23 protein-coding genes are annotated in these 21,861 nt (G+C 71.2%); 6 read left to right on the forward strand and 17 right to left on the reverse strand.

Annotated elements, in window-relative coordinates; genetic code table 11:
- The first annotated feature begins 88 nt into the window (after positions 1–88).
- Both ACH499_RS15795 and ACH499_RS15800 read left to right on the forward strand, forming a co-directional pair.
- Positions 89–643: a peroxiredoxin gene (locus ACH499_RS15795; RefSeq protein WP_356199783.1), complete on the forward strand. Its 555-nt coding sequence runs from the start codon at positions 89–91 to the stop codon at positions 641–643.
- 6 nt (positions 644–649) lie between these two features.
- Complete coding sequence (locus tag ACH499_RS15800) at positions 650–1,186, forward strand: alkyl hydroperoxide reductase (protein WP_356199785.1); 537 nt, start codon at positions 650–652, stop codon at positions 1,184–1,186.
- A gap of 69 nt (positions 1,187–1,255) precedes the next feature.
- Here the strand turns inward: ACH499_RS15800 and ACH499_RS15805 are convergent, their stop codons facing one another.
- The 5 genes from ACH499_RS15805 to ACH499_RS15825 all read right to left on the reverse strand — a co-directional run bounded on the left by ACH499_RS15805 (position 1,256) and on the right by ACH499_RS15825 (position 7,957).
- The gene (locus tag ACH499_RS15805; protein ID WP_399016233.1) at positions 1,256–2,635 is read right to left on the reverse strand and encodes an AI-2E family transporter; all 1,380 of its coding nucleotides are present in this window, start codon (positions 2,633–2,635) and stop codon (positions 1,256–1,258) included.
- A 146-nt stretch (positions 2,636–2,781) separates the two neighbouring features.
- Entirely contained in the window at positions 2,782–3,477 is a 696-nt protein-coding gene (locus ACH499_RS15810) for a transglycosylase SLT domain-containing protein (RefSeq protein ID WP_356199789.1), read from the reverse strand.
- 419 nt (positions 3,478–3,896) lie between these two features.
- On the reverse strand, positions 3,897–5,222 hold the full coding sequence (locus tag ACH499_RS15815; RefSeq protein ID WP_399016236.1) for a PhoH family protein: 1,326 nt from the start codon (positions 5,220–5,222) through the stop codon (positions 3,897–3,899).
- A gap of 988 nt (positions 5,223–6,210) precedes the next feature.
- Entirely contained in the window at positions 6,211–7,002 is a 792-nt protein-coding gene (locus tag ACH499_RS15820) for a methyltransferase domain-containing protein (protein ID WP_399016238.1), read from the reverse strand.
- A gap of 82 nt (positions 7,003–7,084) precedes the next feature.
- Positions 7,085–7,957, reverse strand: coding sequence for an LLM class flavin-dependent oxidoreductase (locus ACH499_RS15825; protein WP_399016240.1), 873 nt, complete (start codon positions 7,955–7,957; stop codon positions 7,085–7,087).
- 95 nt (positions 7,958–8,052) lie between these two features.
- Here ACH499_RS15825 and ACH499_RS15830 point away from each other — a divergent pair, with 95 nt between their 5' ends.
- The gene (locus ACH499_RS15830; RefSeq protein ID WP_399016243.1) at positions 8,053–8,415 is read left to right on the forward strand and encodes a DUF192 domain-containing protein; all 363 of its coding nucleotides are present in this window, start codon (positions 8,053–8,055) and stop codon (positions 8,413–8,415) included.
- A gap of 52 nt (positions 8,416–8,467) precedes the next feature.
- Here the strand turns inward: ACH499_RS15830 and ACH499_RS15835 are convergent, their stop codons facing one another.
- The 12 genes from ACH499_RS15835 to ACH499_RS15890 all read right to left on the reverse strand — a co-directional run bounded on the left by ACH499_RS15835 (position 8,468) and on the right by ACH499_RS15890 (position 17,737).
- The gene (locus ACH499_RS15835) at positions 8,468–9,085 is read right to left on the reverse strand and encodes an OmpA family protein (RefSeq protein WP_356199796.1); all 618 of its coding nucleotides are present in this window, start codon (positions 9,083–9,085) and stop codon (positions 8,468–8,470) included.
- 7 nt (positions 9,086–9,092) lie between these two features.
- The gene (locus ACH499_RS15840; protein WP_399016245.1) at positions 9,093–9,671 is read right to left on the reverse strand and encodes a hypothetical protein; all 579 of its coding nucleotides are present in this window, start codon (positions 9,669–9,671) and stop codon (positions 9,093–9,095) included.
- 33 nt (positions 9,672–9,704) lie between these two features.
- Positions 9,705–10,295: a pilus assembly protein TadG-related protein gene (locus ACH499_RS15845; protein ID WP_399016428.1), complete on the reverse strand. Its 591-nt coding sequence runs from the start codon at positions 10,293–10,295 to the stop codon at positions 9,705–9,707.
- Positions 10,292–10,480 (reverse strand): Flp family type IVb pilin, encoded by a 189-nt coding sequence (locus ACH499_RS15850; RefSeq protein ID WP_399016248.1) that lies wholly within the window; start codon positions 10,478–10,480, stop codon positions 10,292–10,294. Before ACH499_RS15850 ends, ACH499_RS15845 begins: the two co-directional genes overlap by 4 nt.
- A gap of 306 nt (positions 10,481–10,786) precedes the next feature.
- On the reverse strand, positions 10,787–11,674 hold the full coding sequence (locus ACH499_RS15855; RefSeq protein WP_399016251.1) for a DUF5936 domain-containing protein: 888 nt from the start codon (positions 11,672–11,674) through the stop codon (positions 10,787–10,789).
- A gap of 31 nt (positions 11,675–11,705) precedes the next feature.
- On the reverse strand, positions 11,706–12,650 hold the full coding sequence (locus tag ACH499_RS15860) for a type II secretion system F family protein (protein WP_399016253.1): 945 nt from the start codon (positions 12,648–12,650) through the stop codon (positions 11,706–11,708).
- 9 nt (positions 12,651–12,659) lie between these two features.
- Positions 12,660–13,997 (reverse strand): CpaF family protein, encoded by a 1,338-nt coding sequence (locus ACH499_RS15865; RefSeq protein ID WP_356199807.1) that lies wholly within the window; start codon positions 13,995–13,997, stop codon positions 12,660–12,662.
- Between the two features lie 33 nt (positions 13,998–14,030).
- Complete coding sequence (locus tag ACH499_RS15870) at positions 14,031–14,408, reverse strand: TadE/TadG family type IV pilus assembly protein (RefSeq protein ID WP_399016255.1); 378 nt, start codon at positions 14,406–14,408, stop codon at positions 14,031–14,033.
- Position 14,409: 1 nt separating this feature from the next.
- Positions 14,410–14,820 carry a pilus assembly protein gene (locus tag ACH499_RS15875; protein ID WP_356199809.1) on the reverse strand — a complete coding sequence of 137 codons (411 nt, stop codon included), beginning with the start codon at positions 14,818–14,820 and terminating at the stop codon, positions 14,410–14,412.
- The gene (locus ACH499_RS15880; RefSeq protein WP_399016258.1) at positions 14,817–16,070 is read right to left on the reverse strand and encodes a CpaE family protein; all 1,254 of its coding nucleotides are present in this window, start codon (positions 16,068–16,070) and stop codon (positions 14,817–14,819) included. The genes ACH499_RS15875 and ACH499_RS15880 overlap by 4 nt, the downstream gene beginning before the upstream one ends.
- A gap of 9 nt (positions 16,071–16,079) precedes the next feature.
- Complete coding sequence (gene cpaB, locus ACH499_RS15885; protein WP_399016261.1) at positions 16,080–16,787, reverse strand: Flp pilus assembly protein CpaB; 708 nt, start codon at positions 16,785–16,787, stop codon at positions 16,080–16,082.
- A 71-nt stretch (positions 16,788–16,858) separates the two neighbouring features.
- Complete coding sequence (locus ACH499_RS15890) at positions 16,859–17,737, reverse strand: hypothetical protein (RefSeq protein WP_399016430.1); 879 nt, start codon at positions 17,735–17,737, stop codon at positions 16,859–16,861.
- 454 nt (positions 17,738–18,191) lie between these two features.
- On the opposite strand from ACH499_RS15890, the gene ACH499_RS15895 reads away from it, so the two are divergent.
- The 3 genes from ACH499_RS15895 to ACH499_RS15905 all read left to right on the forward strand — a co-directional run bounded on the left by ACH499_RS15895 (position 18,192) and on the right by ACH499_RS15905 (position 21,857).
- Positions 18,192–19,868 carry a chitinase gene (locus ACH499_RS15895; RefSeq protein ID WP_399016263.1) on the forward strand — a complete coding sequence of 559 codons (1,677 nt, stop codon included), beginning with the start codon at positions 18,192–18,194 and terminating at the stop codon, positions 19,866–19,868.
- Positions 19,869–20,026: 158 nt separating this feature from the next.
- Positions 20,027–20,536, forward strand: coding sequence for a SigE family RNA polymerase sigma factor (locus tag ACH499_RS15900; RefSeq protein WP_356199815.1), 510 nt, complete (start codon positions 20,027–20,029; stop codon positions 20,534–20,536).
- A 55-nt stretch (positions 20,537–20,591) separates the two neighbouring features.
- Positions 20,592–21,857 (forward strand): hypothetical protein, encoded by a 1,266-nt coding sequence (locus ACH499_RS15905; protein WP_399016266.1) that lies wholly within the window; start codon positions 20,592–20,594, stop codon positions 21,855–21,857.
- Positions 21,858–21,861 lie beyond the last annotated feature (4 nt).

Genomic DNA, 21,861 nt, shown 5'->3' on the forward strand with positions numbered 1-21,861 from the left:
AATCAATGCACCGTGTGCCAACATCAATAACGTCCAACCCATGGGAAACACCTGTAAAAGGGGTGTTTCTTCGCTACAAGGAGAGCGCGTGCTCACTGTCGGTGACAAGTTCCCCGAGTTCGATCTGACCGCCTGCGTCTCGCTGGAGAAGGGCAAGGAGTTCCAGCAGATCAACCACAAGACCTACGAGGGTCAGTGGAAGGTCGTCTTCGCGTGGCCCAAGGACTTCACCTTCGTGTGCCCGACCGAGATCGCCGCCTTCGGCAAGCTGAACGACGAGTTCGCCGACCGTGACGCCCAGGTCCTCGGCTTCTCCGGCGACTCCGAGTTCGTGCACCACGCCTGGCGCAAGGACCACCCGGACCTGACCGACCTGCCCTTCCCGATGATGGCGGACTCCAAGCACGAGCTGATGCGCGACCTCGGCATCGAGGGCGAGGACGGCTTCGCCAAGCGCGCCGTGTTCATCGTGGACCAGAACAACGAGATCCAGTTCTCCATGGTGACCGCCGGCTCGGTCGGCCGTAACCCCAAGGAGGTCCTGCGGGTCCTGGACGCCCTGCAGACCGACGAGCTGTGCCCGTGCAACTGGACCAAGGGCGACGAGACCCTCGACCCGGTCGCGCTGCTGGCCGGGGAGTGAGCTGACATGTCCCTCGACTCCCTGAAGTCCGCCATACCGGACTACGCCAAGGACCTGAAGCTCAACCTGGGCTCGGTCATCGGCAACTCCGACCTCCCGGCGCAGCAGCTGTGGGGCACCGTGCTGGCGACCGCGATCGCCTCGCGCTCCCCGATCGTGCTGCGCGAGCTGGAGCCGGAGGCGAAGGCGAACCTCACGCCGGAGGCGTACACCGCCGCCAAGTCGGCCGCCGCCATCATGGCGATGAACAACGTCTTCTACCGCACCCGGCACCTGCTGTCGGACCACGAGTACGGCACCCTGCGCGCCGGTCTGCGGATGAACGTCATCGGCAACCCGGGCGTCGACAAGGTCGACTTCGAGCTGTGGTCCTTCGCGGTGTCCGCCATCAACGGCTGCGGCATGTGCCTGGACTCGCACGAGCAGGTGCTGCGCAAGGCCGGTCTGGACCGCGAGGTCGTCCAGGAGGCCTTCAAGATCGCCGCCGTGATCCAGGCCGTCGGCGCGACGCTGGACGCCGAGGCGGTTCTCGCCGCCCAGTAGGTCCCCCGCCGGGACCCGGCAGCGCGAGGGCCCCGCTCACCGTCGTGGTGAGCGGGGCCCTTGGCGTCGTCACGCCGGGGTCGTGTCCGCCGACGGCCCGGACCCGTCGGGCCGCGCCCCCACGGCCGGGGAGGCGTCCGTGGAGGTGGCGCCGTGCGGCCTCGGTGCCTGCCGCAGGGCTGCCTCGCGGGAGTACGCCCGCAGATAGCCCACGACGGTGTTCGTCACCGCGACCAGCGGTACGGCGACCACCGCGCCGCCGATGCCGGCCACCATGCCGCCGGTGGCCACCGCCAGCACCACCGCGAGCGGATGGACCCGCACGGCGCGCCCGAGGATGAAGGGCTGCAGGATGTGGCCCTCGATCTGCTGGACCACCAGGACGACGACGAGCGTCATGACCGCGGCGAACATGCCCTGCGTCACCAGCGCCACGACGACCGCGAGCGCGCCCGACACGACGGCGCCGACGAGCGGGACGAAGGCGAACAGGAAGATGAACACGGCCAGCGGGACGGCCATCGGCACGTCGAGGAAGTAGATGCCGAGACCGATGAAGATGGCGTCGATCAGGGCCACCACCACCGTGCCGCGCACGTACGCCGTCAGCGTCCGCCAGGCGCGCGGGCCGGCACCGGCCACGCCCGGCCGGGCCGCGGCCGGCACCAGCTTCAGCGTCCACTGCCAGATGCGCTTGCCGTCGTAGAGCAGGAACAGGGTCGAGAAGGCGGCCAGCAGGATGCCGGTGAGCGCCTCGACGACGACCGTGACGCCCTCCAGTCCGGCGGAGGTGATCTGGTCGGTGTTGGCGCCGACCGCCTCGCGCAGGTTCTTGGCGATCTCGTTGATCTGCTTGTCGGTGACGTGGAAGGGGCTGTTGAGCAGCCAGTTGCGCAGCTCGTCGATGCCGTCCTGGACCTGGTCGGAGAGGTTGTCGATGTTCTCCATGACCTGCCAGGTGACGAACCAGCCCATGAGGCCCATCACCACGAATCCGAGGATGGCGGTCAGCGCCGTGGCCGGTCCCCTCGGCACCCCGTGCCGGCGCAGCAGGGCCACGGCCGGCTGGAGGAGCGCGGTGATCAGCAGCGCGGCCACGAACGCCAGCACCACGAGCTGCACGGCGCTGATGACCTTCATCAGCACCCACACGGTGCCGGCGAGGACCAGCAGCCGCCATCCGGCCTCCGCCGCGACCCGCATGCCCCAGGGCACCGCCTGCGCGGGGTCGGGCCGCTGCTGGACGACGAGCGGGTGCTCCAGGAGGAGGTCTCCCGCGGCCTCGTGGTCCGTGGCCGCCGGCGATCCGCCGCCCGGGGCCGTGTCCGGCCCGGCGTCGGCCGTCTCGGGGTCGTCGGCCTCCACCTCGGCGCGGCGCTCGTCCAGTCGATTGCTCATCCGGGTCAGCCCGGCACCGAGCCGGCCGAGCCACCCTGGCACGCGTGACATGATCCGTCCTCTTCCCCCGGCTCTCCCCACCACTCCCCCCTGGAGTCGTTCGGATCCGACCGTACATGGCGGGAACGCGAAAGCCCCTCACCGTAGGACGGCGAGGGGCTGCGCGAGGTTGAGCGGCGGTGCGGGCCGGGCCCTGCTCAGTACCAGTGGTTGTTCTGCCAGAAGTTCCAGGCGTCACAGGGGCTGCCGTAGCGGCTGTCCATGTAGTTGAGGCCCCACTTGATCTGGGTGGCCGGGTTGGTCTGCCAGTCGGCGCCGACCGAGGACATCTTGGAGCCGGGCAGTGCCTGGAAGAGACCGTAGGCGCCCGAGGACGGGTTGACGGCCTTGTAGTTCCAGCTCGACTCGTGGTCCACGATGTTGCTGAAGCACTGCCACTGGCCGCTGGGGACCATCTGACGCGCCATCGCCTGGATCTGGCCGACGGTGTAGGAGCTCTGGACGGCGAAGGTCGTGGACTCGCGCTTGGCGTCGCGGCTGGCGGCTTCCTGCTCCGCCTTGCGCTTCGCGGCCTCCTCGGCCGCCTTCTTCGCCTTCTCCTGCTTGGCGACGGCGGTCTCGGCCGCTGCCTTGCGGGCGGCCTCCTCCGCGGTCTTCTTGGCGCTCACGTCCGCCGCGATGGCCTGCGCGTCGGCCTGCTGCGTCAGGGACGCGGTCTGCACCTGGGCCTGCTGCCCGACGGGAATGTCCGCGAGCAACGTCATGCCACTGGCCGTCGCTTCGGCGTCGTTGTTCTGCGCGCTGCTGCCCGAGGCAACACCGACGACGCTACCGACAGCGGTGACCGCCGTGGCCGAGGCCACTGCGAATCCCCGGACCGAGATCCGGCTCACACGGTTTCCTTCCAGCATCGCCCGCTTCGGTGACCCTCGCGGACGCAATCGTGCCCCTGGCACTGGCCTCCCCAACTACGGGTCACGGGAGGCGCGGGCCCGGTGGACAACTCCCCCGAGGGGAAGCGCCGCATGGTGCTCGGGCGGCATACGACGCTGCTATGGAGTTGGAACGGGTGTTTCCGTGGTGCCGTACCGCTGGGGGTACAGGTGTGTCGTATGCGGGGCCTGACAGGAGTGAGACTCTGCCGTAACCCGGCGGGGTGAGGCAATTCTGTGTTGCGTGTGAAAGCTCACATCCCGTTTGGGCCTGGGGATTTCGAGAAACCTCCACGCGCGAGGACGCCGCCCGGCTAGGCTCTCGGCCTTTCCGGACGGCGTCGACCGCCGGACAACCGACCCTTGTCGGGTCGGAGTTCTCAGATGTGCCCGTCCTCCAGCATTTCGGTGACGAGCGCCGCGATCCGGGATCTCTCGGACCGCGTCAGGGTGACGTGGGCGAAGAGCGGATGGCCCTTCAGTTTCTCGACGACGGCGACGACTCCGTCGTACCGCCCCACCCGCAGGTTGTCCCGTTGTGCCACGTCGTGGGTCAGCACGACCCGCGAGTTGGCGCCGATGCGGGACAGGACGGTCAGCAGGACGTTGCGTTCGAGCGACTGCGCCTCGTCCACGATCACGAACGCGTCGTGCAGCGAACGGCCGCGGATGTGGGTGAGGGGGAGGACCTCCAGCATGCCGCGGGCGGTGACCTCCTCGATGACCTCGCGGCTGGTGACCGCCGAGAGCGTGTCGAAGACCGCCTGGGCCCAGGGGCTCATCTTCTCCGCCTCGGAGCCGGGCAGATAGCCCAGTTCCTGGCCGCCCACCGCGTACAGCGGGCGGAAGACCATCACCTTCTGGTGCTGCCGGCGCTCCAGCACGGCCTCCAGCCCGGCGCACAGCGCGAGCGCCGACTTGCCGGTGCCGGCCCGGCCGCCCATGGACACGATCCCGACGTCCGGGTCGAGGAGCAGGTCGAGCGCGATCCGCTGCTCGGCGCTGCGGCCCTTGATGCCGAACACCTCCCGGTCGCCGCGCACCAGCTTGACGGTGCCGTCGGGCGTGACGCGGCCGAGGGCCTTGCCGCGCTCCGACTGGATCGTCAGCCCGGTGTGCACGGGCAGGCCGTCGGCCTCGGGGACGTGGACGTGCCCTTCCTCGAAGAGGATGTCCACCTGTTCGCCGGGCAGCGTCAGTTCGGACATGCCGGTCCAGCCGGAGGCGTCCGTGATGGCGAGCTCGGCGCGGTACTCCTCGGCGAGCAGACCGACGGAGGACGCCTTGATCCTCAGCGGGAGGTCCTTCGACACGACGGTGACGTCGAACCCCTCGGCCTGCAGGTTGCGGGCCACCGCGAGGATGCGGGAGTCGTTGTCCCCCAGGCGGTAGCCGGTGGGCAGCACGCTGGGGTCCGAGTGGTTGAGCTCGACACGCACGGTCCCGCCGAGATCCCCGATCGGGAAGGGGGCGTCGAGGCGGCCGTGCCGGACGCGGAACTCGTCGAGCAGGCGCAGGGCCTGCCGGGCGAAGTAGCCGAGTTCGGGATGGTGCCGCTTGGCCTCCAGCTCCGTCACCACGACGATGGGGAGCACGACCTCGTGCTCGTCGAAGCGGCTCAGGGCGCTCGGGTCGGCCAGCAGGACGCTGGTGTCGAGAACGTAGGTGCGCCGATCTGGCTTGTGGCGCTTTGTGCTGGTCACCACGGAAGGACGTACCCCCTCGGAAGAGGTCGGGGAGCGACGGAGTGGACGCTGGGCCGGGAGAGCGGGAGCGGGCCGGCCGGTCGCCGGCCGCCATGCACGGGCGCGGGCCGCGAACCGGCCCTTCGCCGCTTCTTCCGCGCCGTGACCGCACGGTGGGGCTGGTGCAAAGGGCCTCCCGGGCGGACGGCTCCGTGCCGTCCGCTGAGGATCCGATGCCCGTGGTTCGGGCGTCGACCTGCTTGGCTTATGCCCTCTCAGGAGCGCCGCCATGCAACGGCGCCGGGGGGCGCACCGGTGAACTCCTCGTTACGGGCGTCCCCCGTGTGCCGCGGCGCGGCGCCCGGGATGAGTGGGGCAAGAAAAAACGGGCCGGTCCGTGGGGGGGAGACGGACCGGCCCGAGGGGGGGTTTCCACCATAACCCTTCGTAAGTGATGCTGGGTGCATCGGCGGCCCGCAACTACTCTCCGAATTCACACGATGACGCCCGGATGCCCATGGAACCGCCCATTCCGCCCTGAATCATGGCCAGAACGCGGCAGACGCACAGGGAATTCACAGGGAAACGGGTGACGGAAGGGACGATCCGGAAGTCCCGGGACGGGCCGGGGCGGGCCCGGCCGGGGTGCGGCGGCGTGTCGCCTGTCCCCCCACCGGGTGACACCGCGGGCGAACGCCCGCTTGACCCGGCACCGCGCAGCCCCCTCCACTGCGCGGTGCCGCACGCGCAGCTTTGCTCACGCGAATTACCTGCTTCGAATTTACGTGATCTCCACCCGCGGTTTCGACCCGTGCGGGGCGACCACGGATAACGATGTGGAAACCCCCTGAGGATCGCGGGGCGATTCGGGACGCTCCCTCCGGGGGCGCCGATATTCGCACAGGTATGCCGCTTGTGCCCGGAAGATCACGCCGAGGATGTTTCCGGCCGTCTCCTCGCGCGGCTCACCCGTTCCCCGCCCCCGGGCTCGGGCGGGCCGCCCCGGAGCCTAGGGACGCGGTTTGCGGGCCACGACGAGGTGGCGGGTGCTGTGGGCGACGAAGGGGCCCTCCGACTCGATGCGTTCGTGGAGGTCGCGCAGGCGGGGCCGGTACTCCTCCACGGTGAACCCGGGGACCATCCACACGACCTTGCGCAGGAAGTGCACGACCGCGCCGATGTCCTGGAACTCCATGCGCAGCCGCTCCGCCCGCAGGTCGACGACGTCGAGACCGGCGGCCCGCGCGTCCGCCCGCTCGCGGTCGGGGTGGCGGGCGGTGCGGATCTCCTCGGGCTGGGGGCCGAGGAAGTACTCGACGAGCTCGAAGACGCTGCCGGGGCCGACGTGCTGGGCGAAGTACGTGCCGCCGGGCATCAGCACGCGGGCGATCTCCGCCCAGTGCGGCCGCACGGGGTGCCGGCTGACGACCAGGTCGAAGGCCCCGTCGGCGAAGGGGAACGGCGCCTCGTCGGGCGAGGCGACCACGGGGACGCCGCGCGGCCGGAGCAGTTCGGTGGCCTTGGCGACGTTCGGCGCCCATCCCTCGGTCGCGACGGCGAGCCCGGGCCGGTGGGGTGCGGCGGCCGCGAGGGCGATGTCCAGGACCTCCCCGCCGCCGGTCTGCACGTCCAGTACGGCGGCGGCCTCGGCCAGCCGTCCGGCCAGGGACCGGGCGTACCCCCAGGAGGGCCGGGCCTCGGTGGCCCGCCCCTCGAACCAGGAGAAGTCCCACCCTTCGGTGGGGGCGGCGGCTCCCTCCGCCACGAGGTCGTCGAAGCAGCGGGAGGTGGGGGGTGCCATGGGCCGGGTCCGATCGGTGGGGATGTGGAGGGTGCGTTGCTGTCGGGCAGACGGCGCACGGCCGGTGCGCCGTGCCGGTGGGTCAGTCCAGCAGGGGGCGGACCTGCTCGGCGGTGAAGCGGACGAAGCCCTCCGGGTCGGGTTCGTCCGCCGTCGGCTGGAGGACGACCGTGTCGGCGCCGGCCTCGGCCAGGCGCCGGACGGCCTTGGCGACGGCCTCCGCGTCGCCGGCGGCTCCCAGGTCCGTTACGTCGGCGACGCCCTCGGCGCGCAGCTCGGCCCGCACCCGTTCGGCGGCGTCCGGGCCGGTCGCGGCGAGGAGGTAGACGACCACCTTGTGCGGATCCGTGCGCCCGGCCGCCGCCCGCCCCTCCTCGATGATCCGGCACGCGCGCCGCACCGCGTCGGGAGAGTTGGTCATGGTGAGGATCGTCCCGTCCGCCGCCTCCCCGGCGATCCGCAGCGAACGGGGCCCGGTGACCCCGGCGAGCACCTCCGCGCGCCGGGCGGGCGGCCAGTCGAGGGCGACGTCGTCGAGGCGGACGTAGCGTCCCTCGGTCGTCACCCGCTCCCCGGCCAGCAGGGCGCGCAGGGCGAGCAGGTACTCGCGCAGCAGGGTGACCGGCGACTCGGCACGTGCCCCGACCTGGCCCATCCAGTCCTGTACGCCGTGCCCGACGCCGACGATCGCGCGGCCGGGGAACATCCGGTGCAGCGAGGCGGCCTCCATGGCGGTGACGGCCACGTTCCGCAACGGCACGGGCAGCAGCCCGATCCCGACGCGGAGCCGCTCGGTCCACGCGAGGGCCGCGGCCGCCGTGGAGACGCCTCCCTCCAGGAAGCAGTCCTCCCACAGCCACAGCTCCTCCAGCCCAGCCTCCTCCGCGACACGGGACACCGCGCGCAGGCGTTCGGGGGCGAGCTGGGGACGGAACACGGCGCCGAGTGTGGTCATGGTGACCTTCCTACCCCCGGCCCGGGACGGGGACAACGGCATTTCGCCGGGCGGGGTTAGGTTCGGGGTGCGGCACGCGCGGAAGGGGAGCGGCTATGGGTCGGCGGCGGTGGCGGGACGGGCGGGGGCGGTTGGTCGTGGAGGGCGGGGCGGTCGCGGTGCCACTGGAGATCGCGGCGTCCTGGCGGGCCCGTACACGCGGGCTCTTGGGACGGGACTCCGTGCAGGGGGCGCTGCTGCTGTCGCCCGCCGGCAGCGTGCACACCTTCCGGATGCGGTTCCCGATCGACGTGGCCTATCTGGACCGGCGGCTGACCGTCGTCGCCGTGCGCACGATGCGGCCGGGGCGGCTCGGGCTGCCCCGGCTCCGTGCCCGGCATGTGCTGGAGGCCGGGGCGGGGGCGATGGCGGAGTGGGGCGTGCGGAAGGGGGTGCGGGTGGAGGTGGTGGAGGGTTAGCGGTGCGCCGCCGGCGCCGTGAGCGCGGCGCCGGCCGCTGGTTCCGTCTCCCTCACGAGGTGCGCGGGAAGGAGACCTCGACCCGGCGGTTCTTCTTGCGGCCCGCCTCCGTCGAGTTGTCGGCGATGGGGTACTGCTCGCCGTATCCGCGGACCTCGTAGGTGATGCCGGAGTCGTTGAGGGTCTGGGCGAGGAGTTCCTGTACGGCGTTGGCGCGCCGCTTCGACAGGACGTCGCCGTGGGTGGAGGAGCCCAGGTTGTCCGTGAAGCCGAAGACGCGGATCTTTCCGGCGTTCTGCTTCCTGATCTCCTCGGCGATCCCCGCGACACGGGCCTTCGCCTCGCCGCCGAGTTCGGCGCTGTCCTTGCCGAACAGCACTTCGGCCTGGAGCGCGAAGGTGACGTCGGTGTTGGTGTCCTCCCGGCGTTCGTCACCGCTCTGGTCTTCGACGACCGACTTGATGTCCAGCACCTTGGCCTGCGCGAGCGTGGCCCCGTCCGGGAGCTTCAGGTCCGGGTCGTTGGCGTCCACTTCGACGGGGGCGGACGCGGAGGCTTCCCTGCCCGGGGGCACGGGCGGGTCGTCGTCCGCGTGGGCGGCGGCACAGAGGTTCGTGGCGAGCAGGAGGGTGGCCGCGGTGAGGGTCAGCGTGAGGCGGGTGTGTGTCATGGGGGCCTCAGCCGGAGATGGTGAGGGTGGCTGTGGGGAAGGTGGGCAGTTGGAAGGTGACTTCGGTGGAATCGGCTGGCGGAGCCGGGAATTGCATGAAGACCGAAACGCTCTCCCCCGCCTTGATCGTGGAGAATCCTGTGGTCGTCAGTGGTCGACCTTCTGTGTCGCGCAGCACGTAGTAACGCTTTTTGGTCTTGGAGTCGACCAAGGTTGCGCCGCCGAGAGACCTGCCGTTTCTGACGATCTCGGTCTCGTTGCCGCTCAGTGATGCGGGGACGACAGCCCCCTTGGCACCGTCGTTCTTCAAGTCGCCGTTGACCGTGACGAAACCACCAGAGTCCCGCTGAGCAGAGGTGATTCGAAGGAACAAGCCTCCTGCCCCCTTGAGTTCAGCCAGCGGCTGCTCGTCCTGTCCGTCCTGCGGGCTCGTGTCGGACCCACTGCCCTTGGAAACAGAGGACGAGGCTTCCGGCTTGTCGTCGCCGCCGCCGTCACTGCAACTTACCGATCCCAAAGTCAGTCCGGCCGCAACGGTCAACGCGGCCATCCCCCTGCGGGCCTTGGTCGTGAACCGAATGCTCATGACTCCGCTTCCTTGTTCCTCGTCGTTCGCTTGTCAGTCGGCCAGATGGACGTCGAAGAGATCCACGGGTTTCGGCAGGTCCGAGAGATCTTCCGGGTCCAGGTCCCAGTCCTCGCCCTTGCAGGACAACGTGGGCAGCACGTCCTCGTCGACGTCCTCGGCGGGTGGCTTGAACAAGCAGCGGGCTTCGATGACGGCGGTTGCTGACTCCGTGGCCTTCTGGTTCTCCGTACCCGGCACGATCGTGTCTCCGACGGTGTCGTTGGTCTCTGCTACGACCGTGTAGCCCAGGGGTCCGTCCGGTTGGCATTGCACGCTCGCGTCATTGCGTGCCGCTAACTCGTGCGCGCGCCAGCACGCGCTCGTAACCAGCGCCCTTCCCTCGAAGATGTCCTGCCACGCATCCGGTTCCTCGACGTTCGCCAGCCACGCGTCCGCGAGCCGGTCCCGCGTCTCCAGAGCCGCTGCGAGCGCGGCGGCGTCCGCGGCTGTCTGTGCCTCACTTCTGGTCGCTGCGGCCTGACCGACCGCGAAATAAGCGAGCGCGAGAAGGAGCAGCCCACCCACCACAGTGATGTAGATGGGAAAGGCCTGCCCCGCATCGTCCTGCGTATGACCCGTCAGCCACCCGTGACCTCGGCGATTTTCGACGTGATGGCGTCGTAGATTGACTGACCGATATCCGTCCCCGTGATCGCCAGCACGATCGCCACCACCACCGCGATGATGCCCAGGTACTCCACCGCCGTCTGTCCGCGGTCGTCGTGGGTGTGCAGGCGGGCGGCCTTGGTGCGGAGCCAGTTGTTCATGGTGATTCCCTTCAGGGTGGACGTCGGGTGCTGCGGGTCGGTCCGTCGAGGGCGTCGTGGACCCGGCCGCCTCGCGGTGGCCTCGGCGCGGCTGGTGCCGGCGGGGTCTGGTCATGCGAACCTCGACCTGTCGGGAGTACCGGACAACGACTGTGCCACAGCAGATTGCACGTGCGAAAGGTATTGCGTGAGAGAAGCCCAATACGGCTTCATTGCAGCGGAACTTGGCGACATCGCTTCGTGTGCAGTCGCACTTTCTCGGTGTACGTCCGCCCCCTTCCCCAGCCCCGTGACCGGCATCCCGTCCTACTCCCCCGTGATCGTTCCGAAGTCGGTGCCGGAGCCCAGGATCAGGCCGGCGCCGAGCAGGATCATCGTGGCCGGGACCATGAACGTCGTGATCATCATCGTGGCCTTGGGCACCGCCCGCGCGGCCTTGCGGCGGGCGTTCTGGGCGTCCGTGCGGCGCATGTCCTTGGCCAGGGAGACCAGGGTGTCGACGATGGGCGCGCCCAGTTCCTCGCCCTGCTGGAGTGCCGTCACGAACATCGCCACCTGTTCGGAGTCGTTGCGCCGCCGCAGTTCCGCGAAGGCCTGGCGGCGGCTCATGCCGAGGTCCATCTGGCGCAGGGTGATGCGCAGTTCGTCGGCCCAGGGACCCTCGTAGCGCATCGCGACGCGGTCCAGGGCCTGGCGGAAGCCGAGGCCGGCGCTGACCACGACCGCCAGCACGTCGAGGAAGTCCGGCAGGGTCCGCTCGATGACGTCCCTGCGGATGCGGATCGCCGACCAGATGCCGACCTCCGTCCAGAACGCCCCGAAGGCCAGCAGCAGCAGCGCGACCACGAACTGTCCGCGCAGCAGGAAGACCAGGAAGCCGACGGCGCCGAGGAAGCCGTAGACGGCGCGGCGGGCGGCGTAGCGGTCGATGGTCAGGCCGCCCGGGTTGCCCGCCAGGTCGATGCGGCGGCGGTACTTGGCGACCAGCGCCGGGCCCATCAGGCGCAGCACGGCGGGGGCGTAGCGCATGCCCATGCGGTCGATCAGGGAGTCGACGGCGCCGGTGCGGGTGGCGCCGACCTCCAGGGCGAGGGCGAGGTCGCCGGGGAGTTTGGCGTCGGCGCGGTACATGCGGATGCCGGCGAAGACGCCCCAGACGCTCAGGCCCATGACCAGTGCGAGCAGCAGTCCCATGGCTCCTCCTTCCTCCGTCGTTTCCGGTGCTTCAGACGTCGATGCGGGACAGGCGGCGGATGAGGACGAAGCCGACGGCGTAGAGGCCGAAGGCGACGACGACCGCGCCCTGTCCGACGGGTGAGCCCGTCATGCGTTCGAGGGCGCCGTCCTTCACCCCGTTCATCAGGAACAACGAGCCGACACCGAGGACGGGAACGGCGTACGACGTCATGCTGACCTGGGCCAGTTGGGTGCGGACCTCGCGCCGGGTCTCCTTGCGTTCCTCCAGGGTCTCCGTCAGGTTGCGCAGCGCGCCGACCACCTGGCCGCCCGCCCGGTTGGACAGGACGAGGGTGGTGACGAGGACGACCAGCTCCCGGGAGGGGAGGCGTTCGGCGAGTTCGCCGAGGGCGTCGTCCATCGAGGAGCCGAGCGCCAACTGGTCGGCGACCTTGTCCAGTTCCTCGCCCGCCGGTGCTTCCAGCTCCTCGGCGGCCATGCCGATGGCGGTGCGCAGGGCGAGACCGGCCTGGGTGGCGTTGGCGAGGATGCGGGCGAGTTCGGGGAGCTGGTTGATGAACTTCTCGATGCGCTTCTGGCGCTGCCAGTTGAGGAACTGCACCGCCGCCCAGATGCCCAGCAGCCCGGCGATGGGGCCGAAGAACGGGGCGAGGGCGGCCTGTCCGACCAGCCACAGGCCCGCGACCGCGGCGAGCATGGCGGCGAAGAACTCGCCGGGGGTGACGTCCAGGCCGGTGGCGGCCAGGCGCAGTTCCAGTTTCCTGCCGGCCCGGGTGCGGCGCAGGCGGCGGTCCAGGGCCCGGAAGTGGCGGCGGCGGCCGGGGGGCGCGAGCTGTCCGGTGGCGGAGAGGCGTTCGACCAGGGCGTCGCGCCGAGCCTTGCCGGTGGCGTAGGAGTGCACGCCGATGACGGCGAGGACGCAGGTCAGCAGCGTGACGCCGGTGGTGAGCGTGACGAGCGTGTGCAGTTCCATCGGGCGGTCCTACCTGGCTTCTCGGGTGGCGAGCTGTTCTGCGGTGCGGGCCACGCCGAAGGCCTGCGGAACGGGCTGGTTGGCCATGTGGAGGCGGTCCGCGGCGCGGCGCGGGAGGGGGTGGTACTCGAAGGCGCCGTGGATCAGGCCGTCGGCGGTCATCGGCCGTGCCCGGAAGCGGGCGACGGTGGCCAGGCGGTAGGGCTCGCCGCCGTGGCTGTCGAGCAGGGCGATCTCGGTGATCCGGCGGGCGCCGTCGGCGAACCGGGTGAGCTGGACGATGACGTCGACGGAGCTGTTGATCTGGTCGTGCAGCGCCACGAAGGGGATCTCCACGTCCGACATGGAGGCGAGGGTCTGCAGGCGCATCAGGGCGTCCTCGGCGCTGTTGGCGTGGACGGTGGCGAGCGAGCCGTCGTGGCCGGTGGACATGGCCTGGAGCATGTCGAGGGACTCGCCGCCGCGGACCTCGCCGACGACGATGCGGTCGGGGCGCATGCGCAGCGAGTTGCGGACCAGGTCGCGGATGGTGATGCGGCCCTTGCCCTCCACGTTGGGCGGGCGGGACTCCAGGCGGATGACGTGGGCCTGCTGGAGCTGGAGTTCGGCCGAGTCCTCGATGGTGATGATGCGTTCGGTCTCGGGGATCAGGCCGGACAGGGCGTTGAGGAGGGTCGTCTTCCCGGTGCCGGTGGCGCCCGAGACGATGATGTTGAAGCGGGCCTGCACCAGGCCGGCCAGCAGGTACAGCATGTGCTCGTCGAGCGAGCCGAGGCCGATCAGTTCGTGGAGGGTGAAGGAGCGGGGGAAGCGGCGGATGGTGAGCGTGGCGCCGGTCAGGGAGAGCGGCGGGATGATCACGTTGACGCGCTCGCCGGAGGGCAGGCGGGCGTCGACCATCGGGTTGGACTCGTCCACCCGGCGGTTGACGGTGGAGACGATGCGTTCGATGGTCTGCATCAGCTGGTCGTTCGAGGCGAAGCGGAGCGGGAGCTGCTCGACGCGGCCGCCGCGCTCGACGAAGATCGCGTCGGGTCCGTTGACCATGATCTCCGTGATCGAGGCGTCCTCCAGCAGGGGTTCGAGGATGCCGAGGCCGAGGGCCTCGTCCACGACCCGGCGGATGAGCTGGGAGCGTTCGACGGTCGACAGGACCGGGCCCTCGCGGCTGATGATGTGCCCGAGGACCCGCTCGAGGCGGGCCCTGCGCTCGGCCGTGGCGAGCGAACTCATCTCCGCGAGGTCGATTTCCTCCAGGAGCTTGGCGCGGTAGGAGGCGACGAGGTGTCCGTCCTCGCCCCGGCTGCCGTGCTCCTCGGGTGCGTGGATGCGTGCGCGCAGGCTCATGCGTCCGGTGCTCCTTGCTCCTCGTTCACGCGGTCACTCGTCCGCTCGGTGGTCGAGCGGCATGGTCGCCGTCCTGGTCGCGTCGCCGAAGTCCCAGCCGGGCACGACGGACGGGATGGCGACGGTCGCGGTGACGGTCACCTCGTCGCCGCCGTACGAGGGCGGGCAGTCGGTGCCGTCGGCCAGCCAGTCGCTGACCGCCGTGGTGCAGGCCTCCTGGGCGCTCTGCTGGAGCGAGGCCCCCCGGGCGCCGGCGCGGGCCGCGGTGCCGGCCTGCTGGGCGGTGTAGGCGACGAGGCCGAGCTGCACGGCGGCCATGGCGACGATGATCAGGACGGGGAGGAACCCGAGGTACTCGAGGGCCACCTGGCCGCTGTCGCGGGCCCGTTCCCTCCGGACGGAGTGCGGCATCTCAGTCGTCCTCCTCCTCGACGGCCCCCGCGTGTCCGTGCACGGTGAAGGGGAAGCCGACGGTGCCCGGGAAGAGGATGGGGACCTCGAGCCGCACGTCGGCCGTGACGTACCCGTTCGCGGTGCCGCACTCCACGCCGGCACCCCCCTCCCACGCCCCGGGCAGCTTGTCCCGGCCGGCCTCCTGGCAGGCGCCCTGCCGCGCCCCCGGACCGGTGGCCGTCGCCGCCCGTACCGCCTCGTCCGCAGCATTACCCGCGAGGGTGAACGTGTATCCCACGAGGACGAGCTGCCACAGCACGACGAGGGTGACGACGATGACGGGGGTCATGCCGAGGAACTCGATCGTGACCTGGCCGCGGTCGCGCTCTCCGGGCCGGGCGAGCCGGGCGGGTAAGCCGTGCGTCCTCATCCCCCACCGTCCTTCCGGCGCCGGAAGCTCACCGAGCCCCGGTCGCTGCGGAGCCGGCCGCCCCTGCGGTCGGCCTCGGCGGCCCGGACCAGGCCCAGTTCGCCGGCGAGGCCCCACAGGGCCTGCTTCACGGTGCTCTTGCCGTCGAGTTCGTGGAGGCGCCCGGAGTCCACGGCGCCCTGCAGTTCCTTGAAGCCCGCGGGGACGGTGGTGGCGGCGATCGCGGTGCCGGTGATCCGGCGGATCAGCGGGGGCTGGATCTCCGTACCGCGTGTGTGCCGGTTGACGACGACGGTCGTCTCCTCGGCCTTGCGGATCTGGAGCCGGTCCCACATGCGCACGGCCCGTTTGACGCCCCGGACGGCGACCACGTCGGGGGTGGTGACCAGGAGCGCTCTGTCGGCCATCTCGACGGCCGCGGCGCCGGCCCCGCCGAGCTGGGCGCCGCAGTCGATGACGACGACCTCGTAGCGGGAGCGCAGGGCGCTGACGATCTGGCGGGCGGCGCGGTCGGTGACCTCCTCGCCGCGTTCGCCCTCGCCGGGGGCGAGGAGGAGGGCGAGGCCGGTGTCGTGGCGGAAGACGGCGTCGGCGAGGACGCGCGGGGAGATGTCGTTGATGGCGGCCAGGTCGACCACGGAGCGGCGGAACTGGACGTCCAGGTAGGAGGCGATGTCACCGGTCTGGAGGTCCAGGTCGACCAGGGCGGTGGCGCGGCCCGACGCCTGGGCGGCGAGCGCGAGCTGGACGGCGGTCAGGGTCGCGCCGACGCCGCCCTTGGCGCCGCTGACCGTGACGACGGTGCCGCCGGCGCCGGTGAACACGTCGCCGCCGCCGCCGAGGTGCCGGCGCACGCCCGCCGACCACTGGGCCACCGCCTGGACGCGGCTGGACAGTTCCTCGTAGCCGAGCGGGAGGGCGACCAGGCCGCGGGCGCCGTGGTCCATGGCGGCCTGGAAGAGGCCCGGGCTCGCGTCGGAGGTGACGAGGATGACGCCGACGGCCGGGAAGCGCAGGGCGACCTCGCGGATCAGCTCCAGGGCGGGGACGGGGCCGATCCGCTCGTGCACCACGACGACCTCGGGCAGCTCGTCGACCGACTCGGCGGCCAGCCGGGCGAGGGTGTCGACGAGCTGGGTGGAGTCGGTCACCGGGGCGACCGGTTCCGCGTCCGGGAGCTGGCCGAGCAGGGTCGTGATGGACCGTACGGCGTCCGCGTCGCCGACTGCCGGGAGGATCCTCGTGGGCATGCGGGCCTCTCACTTGTCCTTCGCGAGTTCGTACGTACGGTCCTTGTCCGGGACCGTGGTGTCGCCGCCCGGCGCCACGAGCGCGAGCCTCACCCGCTGGGCGAACGACTCGGCGTAGGTGATGCGCTGGGCGTCGATGGTGGACAGGGCGAAGGTGATGGGGACCGCTTCGACCGGCCGGCGGTCGCCGCTCTTCTCGCCGGGCTGGAGCGAGGTGAGTTCGCCGACGTCGATGACCCTGGCGCCGGTGATGATGATCTTGGACTGGGAGGGGGTGCCCTCCCGCTCCCCCTCGAAGGTGGCGTACACGTTCACGGTGGAGCCCGGCGTGATCTTGCCGGCGACACCGGTCGCCGCGTCGATCATGATGGCGACCTCCTGCTGCCCGGGCCGGAGGGCGGGCTGGTCGACGATCATGTCGCTCTGGAGCAGGGAGCCCCGCTTGAGCGTGGTGACGGCGATCTTGCCGCGGATCCGGGAGAGGTCGGTGACCGCGTTCTCCGACAGCCAGCGCTCGGGCATCTCGATCTTCTCGAACTGGTCGGCGCTGAGGGAGGTGTAGGGCGCGACGTCGTCCTTGACCTGGTACGCGGTGACCTCGGGCCCGACCTTGGACTTCACGTCGTCGACGACGGACAGCACGCCGGCGAAGGCGCCGAGGGCGCACAGGACCGACAGGATCAGCAGGATGATGCCGCGGCGCTGACGGGAGTTCATGTGCCCTGCAACCTCGTTGGGGGAATCGGTCGAGCCGGATCGGATGGCGGGGGGACCTGCACGGGACGGACCTACCCCGTCAGCGCGCGTCTGCCCCTCGGGAGTTCACGGCGGTGCGCGGGTCCGCGGCGGGGGCCGGGCGGGCCGGAGCCGGGGCGGCCGTCGTGGGTGGGTGGTGCCACGGAGCAGAACACGCAGCGGTCGCCGATGACGTCGATGCCGCACCAGTGGCAGGGACTCTGCCGCACCGAGGTGACGAGCTGGTAGAGGACCGACAGGTCCGGCAGATAGGCACAGAACTCGGTCATCCGGGCCGTCCCCCACCAGCCGGGGGACTGCTCCGGGAGGGCGGTCTCGCGCACGCCCTGCACCTTCCAGGACGGGCCGAGGGTGCCGGTGACCCAGTCGGAGGCGAGCTGACCCTCGGCGACGAGCAGCCAGGTCCCGAACTCGGGCCCGGTGAGGGTGGCGTCCGGGCCGACCTTCACCAACTGCGGCCCGGGATGGGCGACGACGCCGAACTGGCTGCCGGGCACCCATGACTTGGCGTGCGACTTGAGGCCCACGGGGACGTGGTCGAGGCGGGCGACGGAGCCGAGCAGGGCGCCGGCGTGGATGTAGTGGGTGAGCAGGCGGCCCGCGGAGGCGAGGACGCCGGGGCTGAGGTCGCAGGAGGCGAGCTGGCGTAACTGGCGGGCCAGGACGGCGACCCCGAGCGGGGGCAGGGGCGGCCGGAACAGGGCGACGCGGTCGGTCTCCAGCAGGGACCGGACGGTGTGCAGCCGCTGCTCCACGCCCGGCAGGACGCCCTGCGGGCACACGACGACCAGGTGCCCGTGCTGCTCGATCAGCGCCTGCGTCTCCCCGAGCACCTCCTCCAGCGGACGCCGGTCGACGTCCCTCAGCACGACCGCGGGCATCGTCCGCTCGTCCTGCGGCGCCAGTGCCATGTCGGCACTGGTCACGGCGATCGCAGTTGGCACGCGCGGCTCCCCGTCTCCCCATGCCCCTGGGCCGGCCGGCCTCACCCCGACCCAACCCGGACGACTTCACTGCGTGACTACGTGAGCACTGTAACCACCCGTCTGTGACCGGAGAACAGCGTTTCTGTACCTCAAGTGGAACTTACGGTGCACAAGAGGCGGCAAACCGGGGCAGGTCGAGCAATCCGCACCTCGCTTCCCCTGCCAGGAGGGTCGGCGCCGCAGGCACTACCGGGGCGGGCACCCCGCACCATGACCGGTGGGGGAGGGCGAGTTGGTCCGTACCTGACTCTTGACACCTCAAATGGTCTGGACCACCTTGTACGTCAGCGGTGGCCACCGTGTACTCCCCGTTCCTCTCCCCACTCCCCCACCGGAGGCCCCAGTGGAGCCCGTACACAGACGGCGCGGACGACGACGGATGCGGGCGCGTTCCGCGGCCGGTGTCGTGGCCGCCGCCCTGGCGCTCGGCGTCACGGCCGTCGGCCAGGCGTCCGCGGCGGACGTCAACAACGTGAACAACGCCGGTTTCGAGGCCGGCCTGAGCAACTGGACCTGCTCCGCGAACAGCGGCACGGCCGTCACCTCCCCGACACACACGGGCAGCGCCGCGCTCAGAGCGACGCCCGGCGGGCAGGACAACGCCCGGTGCTCCCAGACGGTCAAGGTGAAGCCCGGCTCGACGTACACGCTGAGCGCCTGGGTCCAGGGCGGGTACTCCTACCTGGGCGTGACCGGCACCGGGACGACCGACGTGTCGACCTGGACCCCGGACGCGGCCTCCTGGAAACAGCTCTCCACCAGCTTCACCACGGGCTCCTCCACGACGTCCGTGACCGTCTACACGCACGGCTGGTACGGGCAGTCCGCCTACCACGTGGACGACGTGTCCGTGTACGGCCCGGACGGCGGCGGCACCACCCCGGGGCCCGAACCGACGGTCCCGGCCGCCCCGGCCGGGCTGAGCGTCTCCGGTACGACCTCCTCCTCCGTCTCGCTGGCCTGGAACGCGGTCTCCGGTGCCACCGGCTACAGCATCTACCGCGACGGTACGAAGGTGACGGCCGTGACCGGCACCTCGGCCACCGTGACCGGCCTCGCGGCCTCGACGTCGTACTCCTTCCAGGTCACGGCGGCCAACGCGGCCGGCGAGTCCGTCAAGTCGGCGGCCGTGACCGCCCGTACGACGGAGGCCGGCGGCAACGGGGGCGACCTGCCCAAGCACGCCGTCACCGGCTACTGGCAGAACTTCGACAACGGCGCCGCCGTCCAGAGGATCTCGGACGTCTCCCCGCAGTACGACATCATCGCCGTCTCCTTCGCGGACGCCACGGCGACGCCGGGCGCCGTGACCTTCAATCTCGACACGGCCGGGCTGAACGGCTACACCGTCGACCAGTTCAAGGCGGACGTCCGCGCCAAGCAGGCCGCCGGCAAGAAGGTCATCATCTCCATCGGCGGCGAGAAGGGCACCGTCACGGTCAACGACTCCGCCTCCGCGGCCAACTTCGCCGACAGCGTGCACTCCCTGATGCAGACGTACGGCTTCGACGGCGTCGACATCGACCTGGAGAACGGCCTCAACGCGACCTACATGACGCAGGCCCTGCGCGCCCTGTCGGCGAAGGCCGGCCCGGACATGGTCCTCACCATGGCGCCGCAGACCATCGACATGCAGTCGACGTCCGGCGCGTACTTCAGGACGGCCCTGAACGTGAAGGACATCCTGACCGTCGTCAACATGCAGTACTACAACAGCGGTTCCATGCTGGGCTGCGACGGCAAGGTGTACTCCCAGGGCACGGTGGACTTCCTCACCGCCCTGGCCTGCATCCAGCTCGAGGGCGGTCTCGACCCGTCCCAGGTCGGTCTGGGCCTGCCCGCCTCCACCCGCGCCGCGGGCGGCGGCTACGTCTCGCCGAGCGTCGTGAACAACGCCCTCGACTGCCTCACCAAGGGCACCGGCTGCGGCACCTTCAAGCCGTCCAGGACCTACCCCGACCTGCGGGGTGCGATGACCTGGTCCACCAACTGGGACGCGACGGCCGGCAACGCGTGGTCCAACGCGGTGGGAGCCCACGTGCACGCGCTGCCCTAGCCCCCGCCGCGCCTCCCTCCCGGTCAGGCCCCCGCCCACGGTGACGTGGGCGGGGGCCGCCGCGCGGACGGGGCTCGTACGTCGTGTGAAACATTTTCCCCGCCCCACCGCATCGATGAGGTGAAGGCGGTACCGGACGAGCACGGGGGACACGTCGGATGTGGCAGGGGCGGGCGGACGAGTACGCCGAGTTCGCGGGCGCGCGGGCCGGGCACCTTTACCGGTCCGCGTGTCTGCTGACCGCCGGGGACACCCACCTCGCCGAGGACCTCGTCCAGGAGACCCTCGGCCGGCTGTACGTCCGCTGGGCACGCGTCTCCCGGGTCGGCAATCCCGCCGCGTACGCGCAGACCGTCCTCACCCGGGCGTTCCTCGCCCACCAGCGGCGGCGCAGCAGTGGCGAACGGGCGACGGACGTGTTCCCGGACCTGCCCGGCGCCGTGGACGGGGACGCGCCGCTGCGGCTGACCCTGCTGGCCGCGCTCGCCCGGCTGCCCGCCAAGGACCGGGCCGTCGTCGTCCTGCGCTACTGGGAGGACCGTTCCGTCGAGCAGACCGCCGACGTGCTCAACGTCAGCTCGGCCGCCGTGCGGACCCGGTGTTCCCGGGCGCTGGGCCGGCTGCGGGAGCTGCTGGGCGAGGACCTCGCGGAGTACGCCAGGCCCTGACGCCCCGCTTCTGCCTCACTTCTCTCACCTCACCTTGTGGAAAGGGTGGTTCGCCATGCCCGAGAACCAGCACCGGGATCCCTTCGAGGACCGGCTCACCGCAGCCCTGCGCGACACCGGCGACGGCTTCGACGCCGACCGGGCCGCGCTGGTCGCCGGTGGTGAGGCGCGCGGGCGCCGGGCCCGGCTGCGGCGGCGTACCGGGGTGCTCGGCGGGGCCGCGGGGATCGCCCTGATCGGGGTCGGCGGGGCGCTGCTCCTGCCGTCCGGCGGCGACGCTGCCGGGGCACGGGGGACGACCCCGGCGGCCGGGCCGAGTGCCACCGCCGCGAGCCCCGCACCCGCGGCCCGCTACTCCGGTGACGACCTCGTCCGGGCGCTCGGGGAACTTTTGCCGGAGGGCAGGGTCAGCAAGGAGGCGGCGCGGGGCGTCGGCCCCGGGCTGCCACCGTTCGCACAGGTCGTGTTCGACGACGGCGAGGGAGCGGCGGCCGTCGCAGTCGGCCTCCGCCGGGTGGAGCCGGGCAGCCGGGAGGTGCGGGAGCTGACGCGCTGCCCGGACCGGACGTTCGTCGACCACGACGCCTGCACCAGCAGCCGCCTCGCCGACGGCTCGCTGCTCATGCTGTTCCAGGGGTACGAGTATCCCGACCGGCGGGTGGACACCAAGTGGTGGTCGGCGCAACTGGTCACCCCCGAGGGGCAGCACGTGACCGTGAGCGAGTGGAACTCCCCGGCGGAGAAGGACGCCCCGATCACCCGGGACAAGCCCCCGCTGACCCCGGACCAGTTGCGGAAGGTCGCCACCGCCGACGTGTGGCGCCGCGTCGTGGACGCGATTCCCGAGGCCCCCGCGCGAAAGGCGCCGGCGCCCGAGGCATCGCCCCGCAGACCCGAGGCGTCGGGCGCGGCGATCTCCAGGACGCTCGTCTCGCTGCTGCCCGAGGGGGTCGACGTGGTCTCACGGGGGCAGCAGGAGACGGGGTACGCCCATGTCGTCCTCGACGACGGCAAGGGCGCGAGCCTGGTCCAGGTCAATGTGCAGCCCGACATGCGGGACGTCGCCGGGCAGCTCTACACGGACGCCGGGACCCGCCCCGACGGCACCCTGCTCGCCACGTCCCAGGGACCCGGCGAGAAGGGCGGCTCCGGGGTCGTGATGTGGACCGCCGACACCATGCGCCCCGACGGCCTGCGCGTCGTGGTCAGCGCCTTCAACACGGGTGCCCAGCACAAGGCCGCCACCCGTGACGCCCCCGTCCTGACCATGGAGCAGTTGGAGCGGATCGCGCTCGGCCCGGAGTGGAAGGGACTGCGCTGACGCC

The organism is Streptomyces sp. NPDC018947, from assembly GCF_044390505.1.
In the GTDB taxonomy this organism is placed as follows: domain Bacteria; phylum Actinomycetota; class Actinomycetes; order Streptomycetales; family Streptomycetaceae; genus Streptomyces.

Excerpts from the sequence above, each read along its gene's own strand:
- ACH499_RS15800 (WP_356199785.1), top strand. The coding sequence starts at position 650 with ATGTCCCTCGACTCCCTGAAGTCCGCCATACCGGACTACGCCAAGGAC.
- ACH499_RS15805 (WP_399016233.1), bottom strand. The coding sequence starts at position 2,635 with ATGTCACGCGTGCCAGGGTGGCTCGGCCGGCTCGGTGCCGGGCTGACC.
- ACH499_RS15820 (WP_399016238.1), bottom strand. The coding sequence starts at position 7,002 with ATGGCACCCCCCACCTCCCGCTGCTTCGACGACCTCGTGGCGGAGGGA.
- ACH499_RS15825 (WP_399016240.1), bottom strand. The coding sequence starts at position 7,957 with ATGACCACACTCGGCGCCGTGTTCCGTCCCCAGCTCGCCCCCGAACGC.
- ACH499_RS15830 (WP_399016243.1), top strand. The coding sequence starts at position 8,053 with ATGGGTCGGCGGCGGTGGCGGGACGGGCGGGGGCGGTTGGTCGTGGAG.
- ACH499_RS15835 (WP_356199796.1), bottom strand. The coding sequence starts at position 9,085 with ATGACACACACCCGCCTCACGCTGACCCTCACCGCGGCCACCCTCCTG.
- ACH499_RS15840 (WP_399016245.1), bottom strand. The coding sequence starts at position 9,671 with ATGAGCATTCGGTTCACGACCAAGGCCCGCAGGGGGATGGCCGCGTTG.
- ACH499_RS15850 (WP_399016248.1), bottom strand. The coding sequence starts at position 10,480 with ATGAACAACTGGCTCCGCACCAAGGCCGCCCGCCTGCACACCCACGAC.
- ACH499_RS15855 (WP_399016251.1), bottom strand. The coding sequence starts at position 11,674 with ATGGGACTGCTGCTCGCACTGGTCATGGGCCTGAGCGTCTGGGGCGTC.
- ACH499_RS15860 (WP_399016253.1), bottom strand. The coding sequence starts at position 12,650 with ATGGAACTGCACACGCTCGTCACGCTCACCACCGGCGTCACGCTGCTG.
- ACH499_RS15865 (WP_356199807.1), bottom strand. The coding sequence starts at position 13,997 with ATGAGCCTGCGCGCACGCATCCACGCACCCGAGGAGCACGGCAGCCGG.
- ACH499_RS15870 (WP_399016255.1), bottom strand. The coding sequence starts at position 14,408 with ATGCCGCACTCCGTCCGGAGGGAACGGGCCCGCGACAGCGGCCAGGTG.
- ACH499_RS15875 (WP_356199809.1), bottom strand. The coding sequence starts at position 14,820 with ATGAGGACGCACGGCTTACCCGCCCGGCTCGCCCGGCCCGGAGAGCGC.
- ACH499_RS15880 (WP_399016258.1), bottom strand. The coding sequence starts at position 16,070 with ATGCCCACGAGGATCCTCCCGGCAGTCGGCGACGCGGACGCCGTACGG.
- cpaB (WP_399016261.1), bottom strand. The coding sequence starts at position 16,787 with ATGAACTCCCGTCAGCGCCGCGGCATCATCCTGCTGATCCTGTCGGTC.
- ACH499_RS15890 (WP_399016430.1), bottom strand. The coding sequence starts at position 17,737 with ATGGCACTGGCGCCGCAGGACGAGCGGACGATGCCCGCGGTCGTGCTG.
- ACH499_RS15895 (WP_399016263.1), top strand. The coding sequence starts at position 18,192 with ATGCGGGCGCGTTCCGCGGCCGGTGTCGTGGCCGCCGCCCTGGCGCTC.
- ACH499_RS15900 (WP_356199815.1), top strand. The coding sequence starts at position 20,027 with ATGTGGCAGGGGCGGGCGGACGAGTACGCCGAGTTCGCGGGCGCGCGG.
- ACH499_RS15905 (WP_399016266.1), top strand. The coding sequence starts at position 20,592 with ATGCCCGAGAACCAGCACCGGGATCCCTTCGAGGACCGGCTCACCGCA.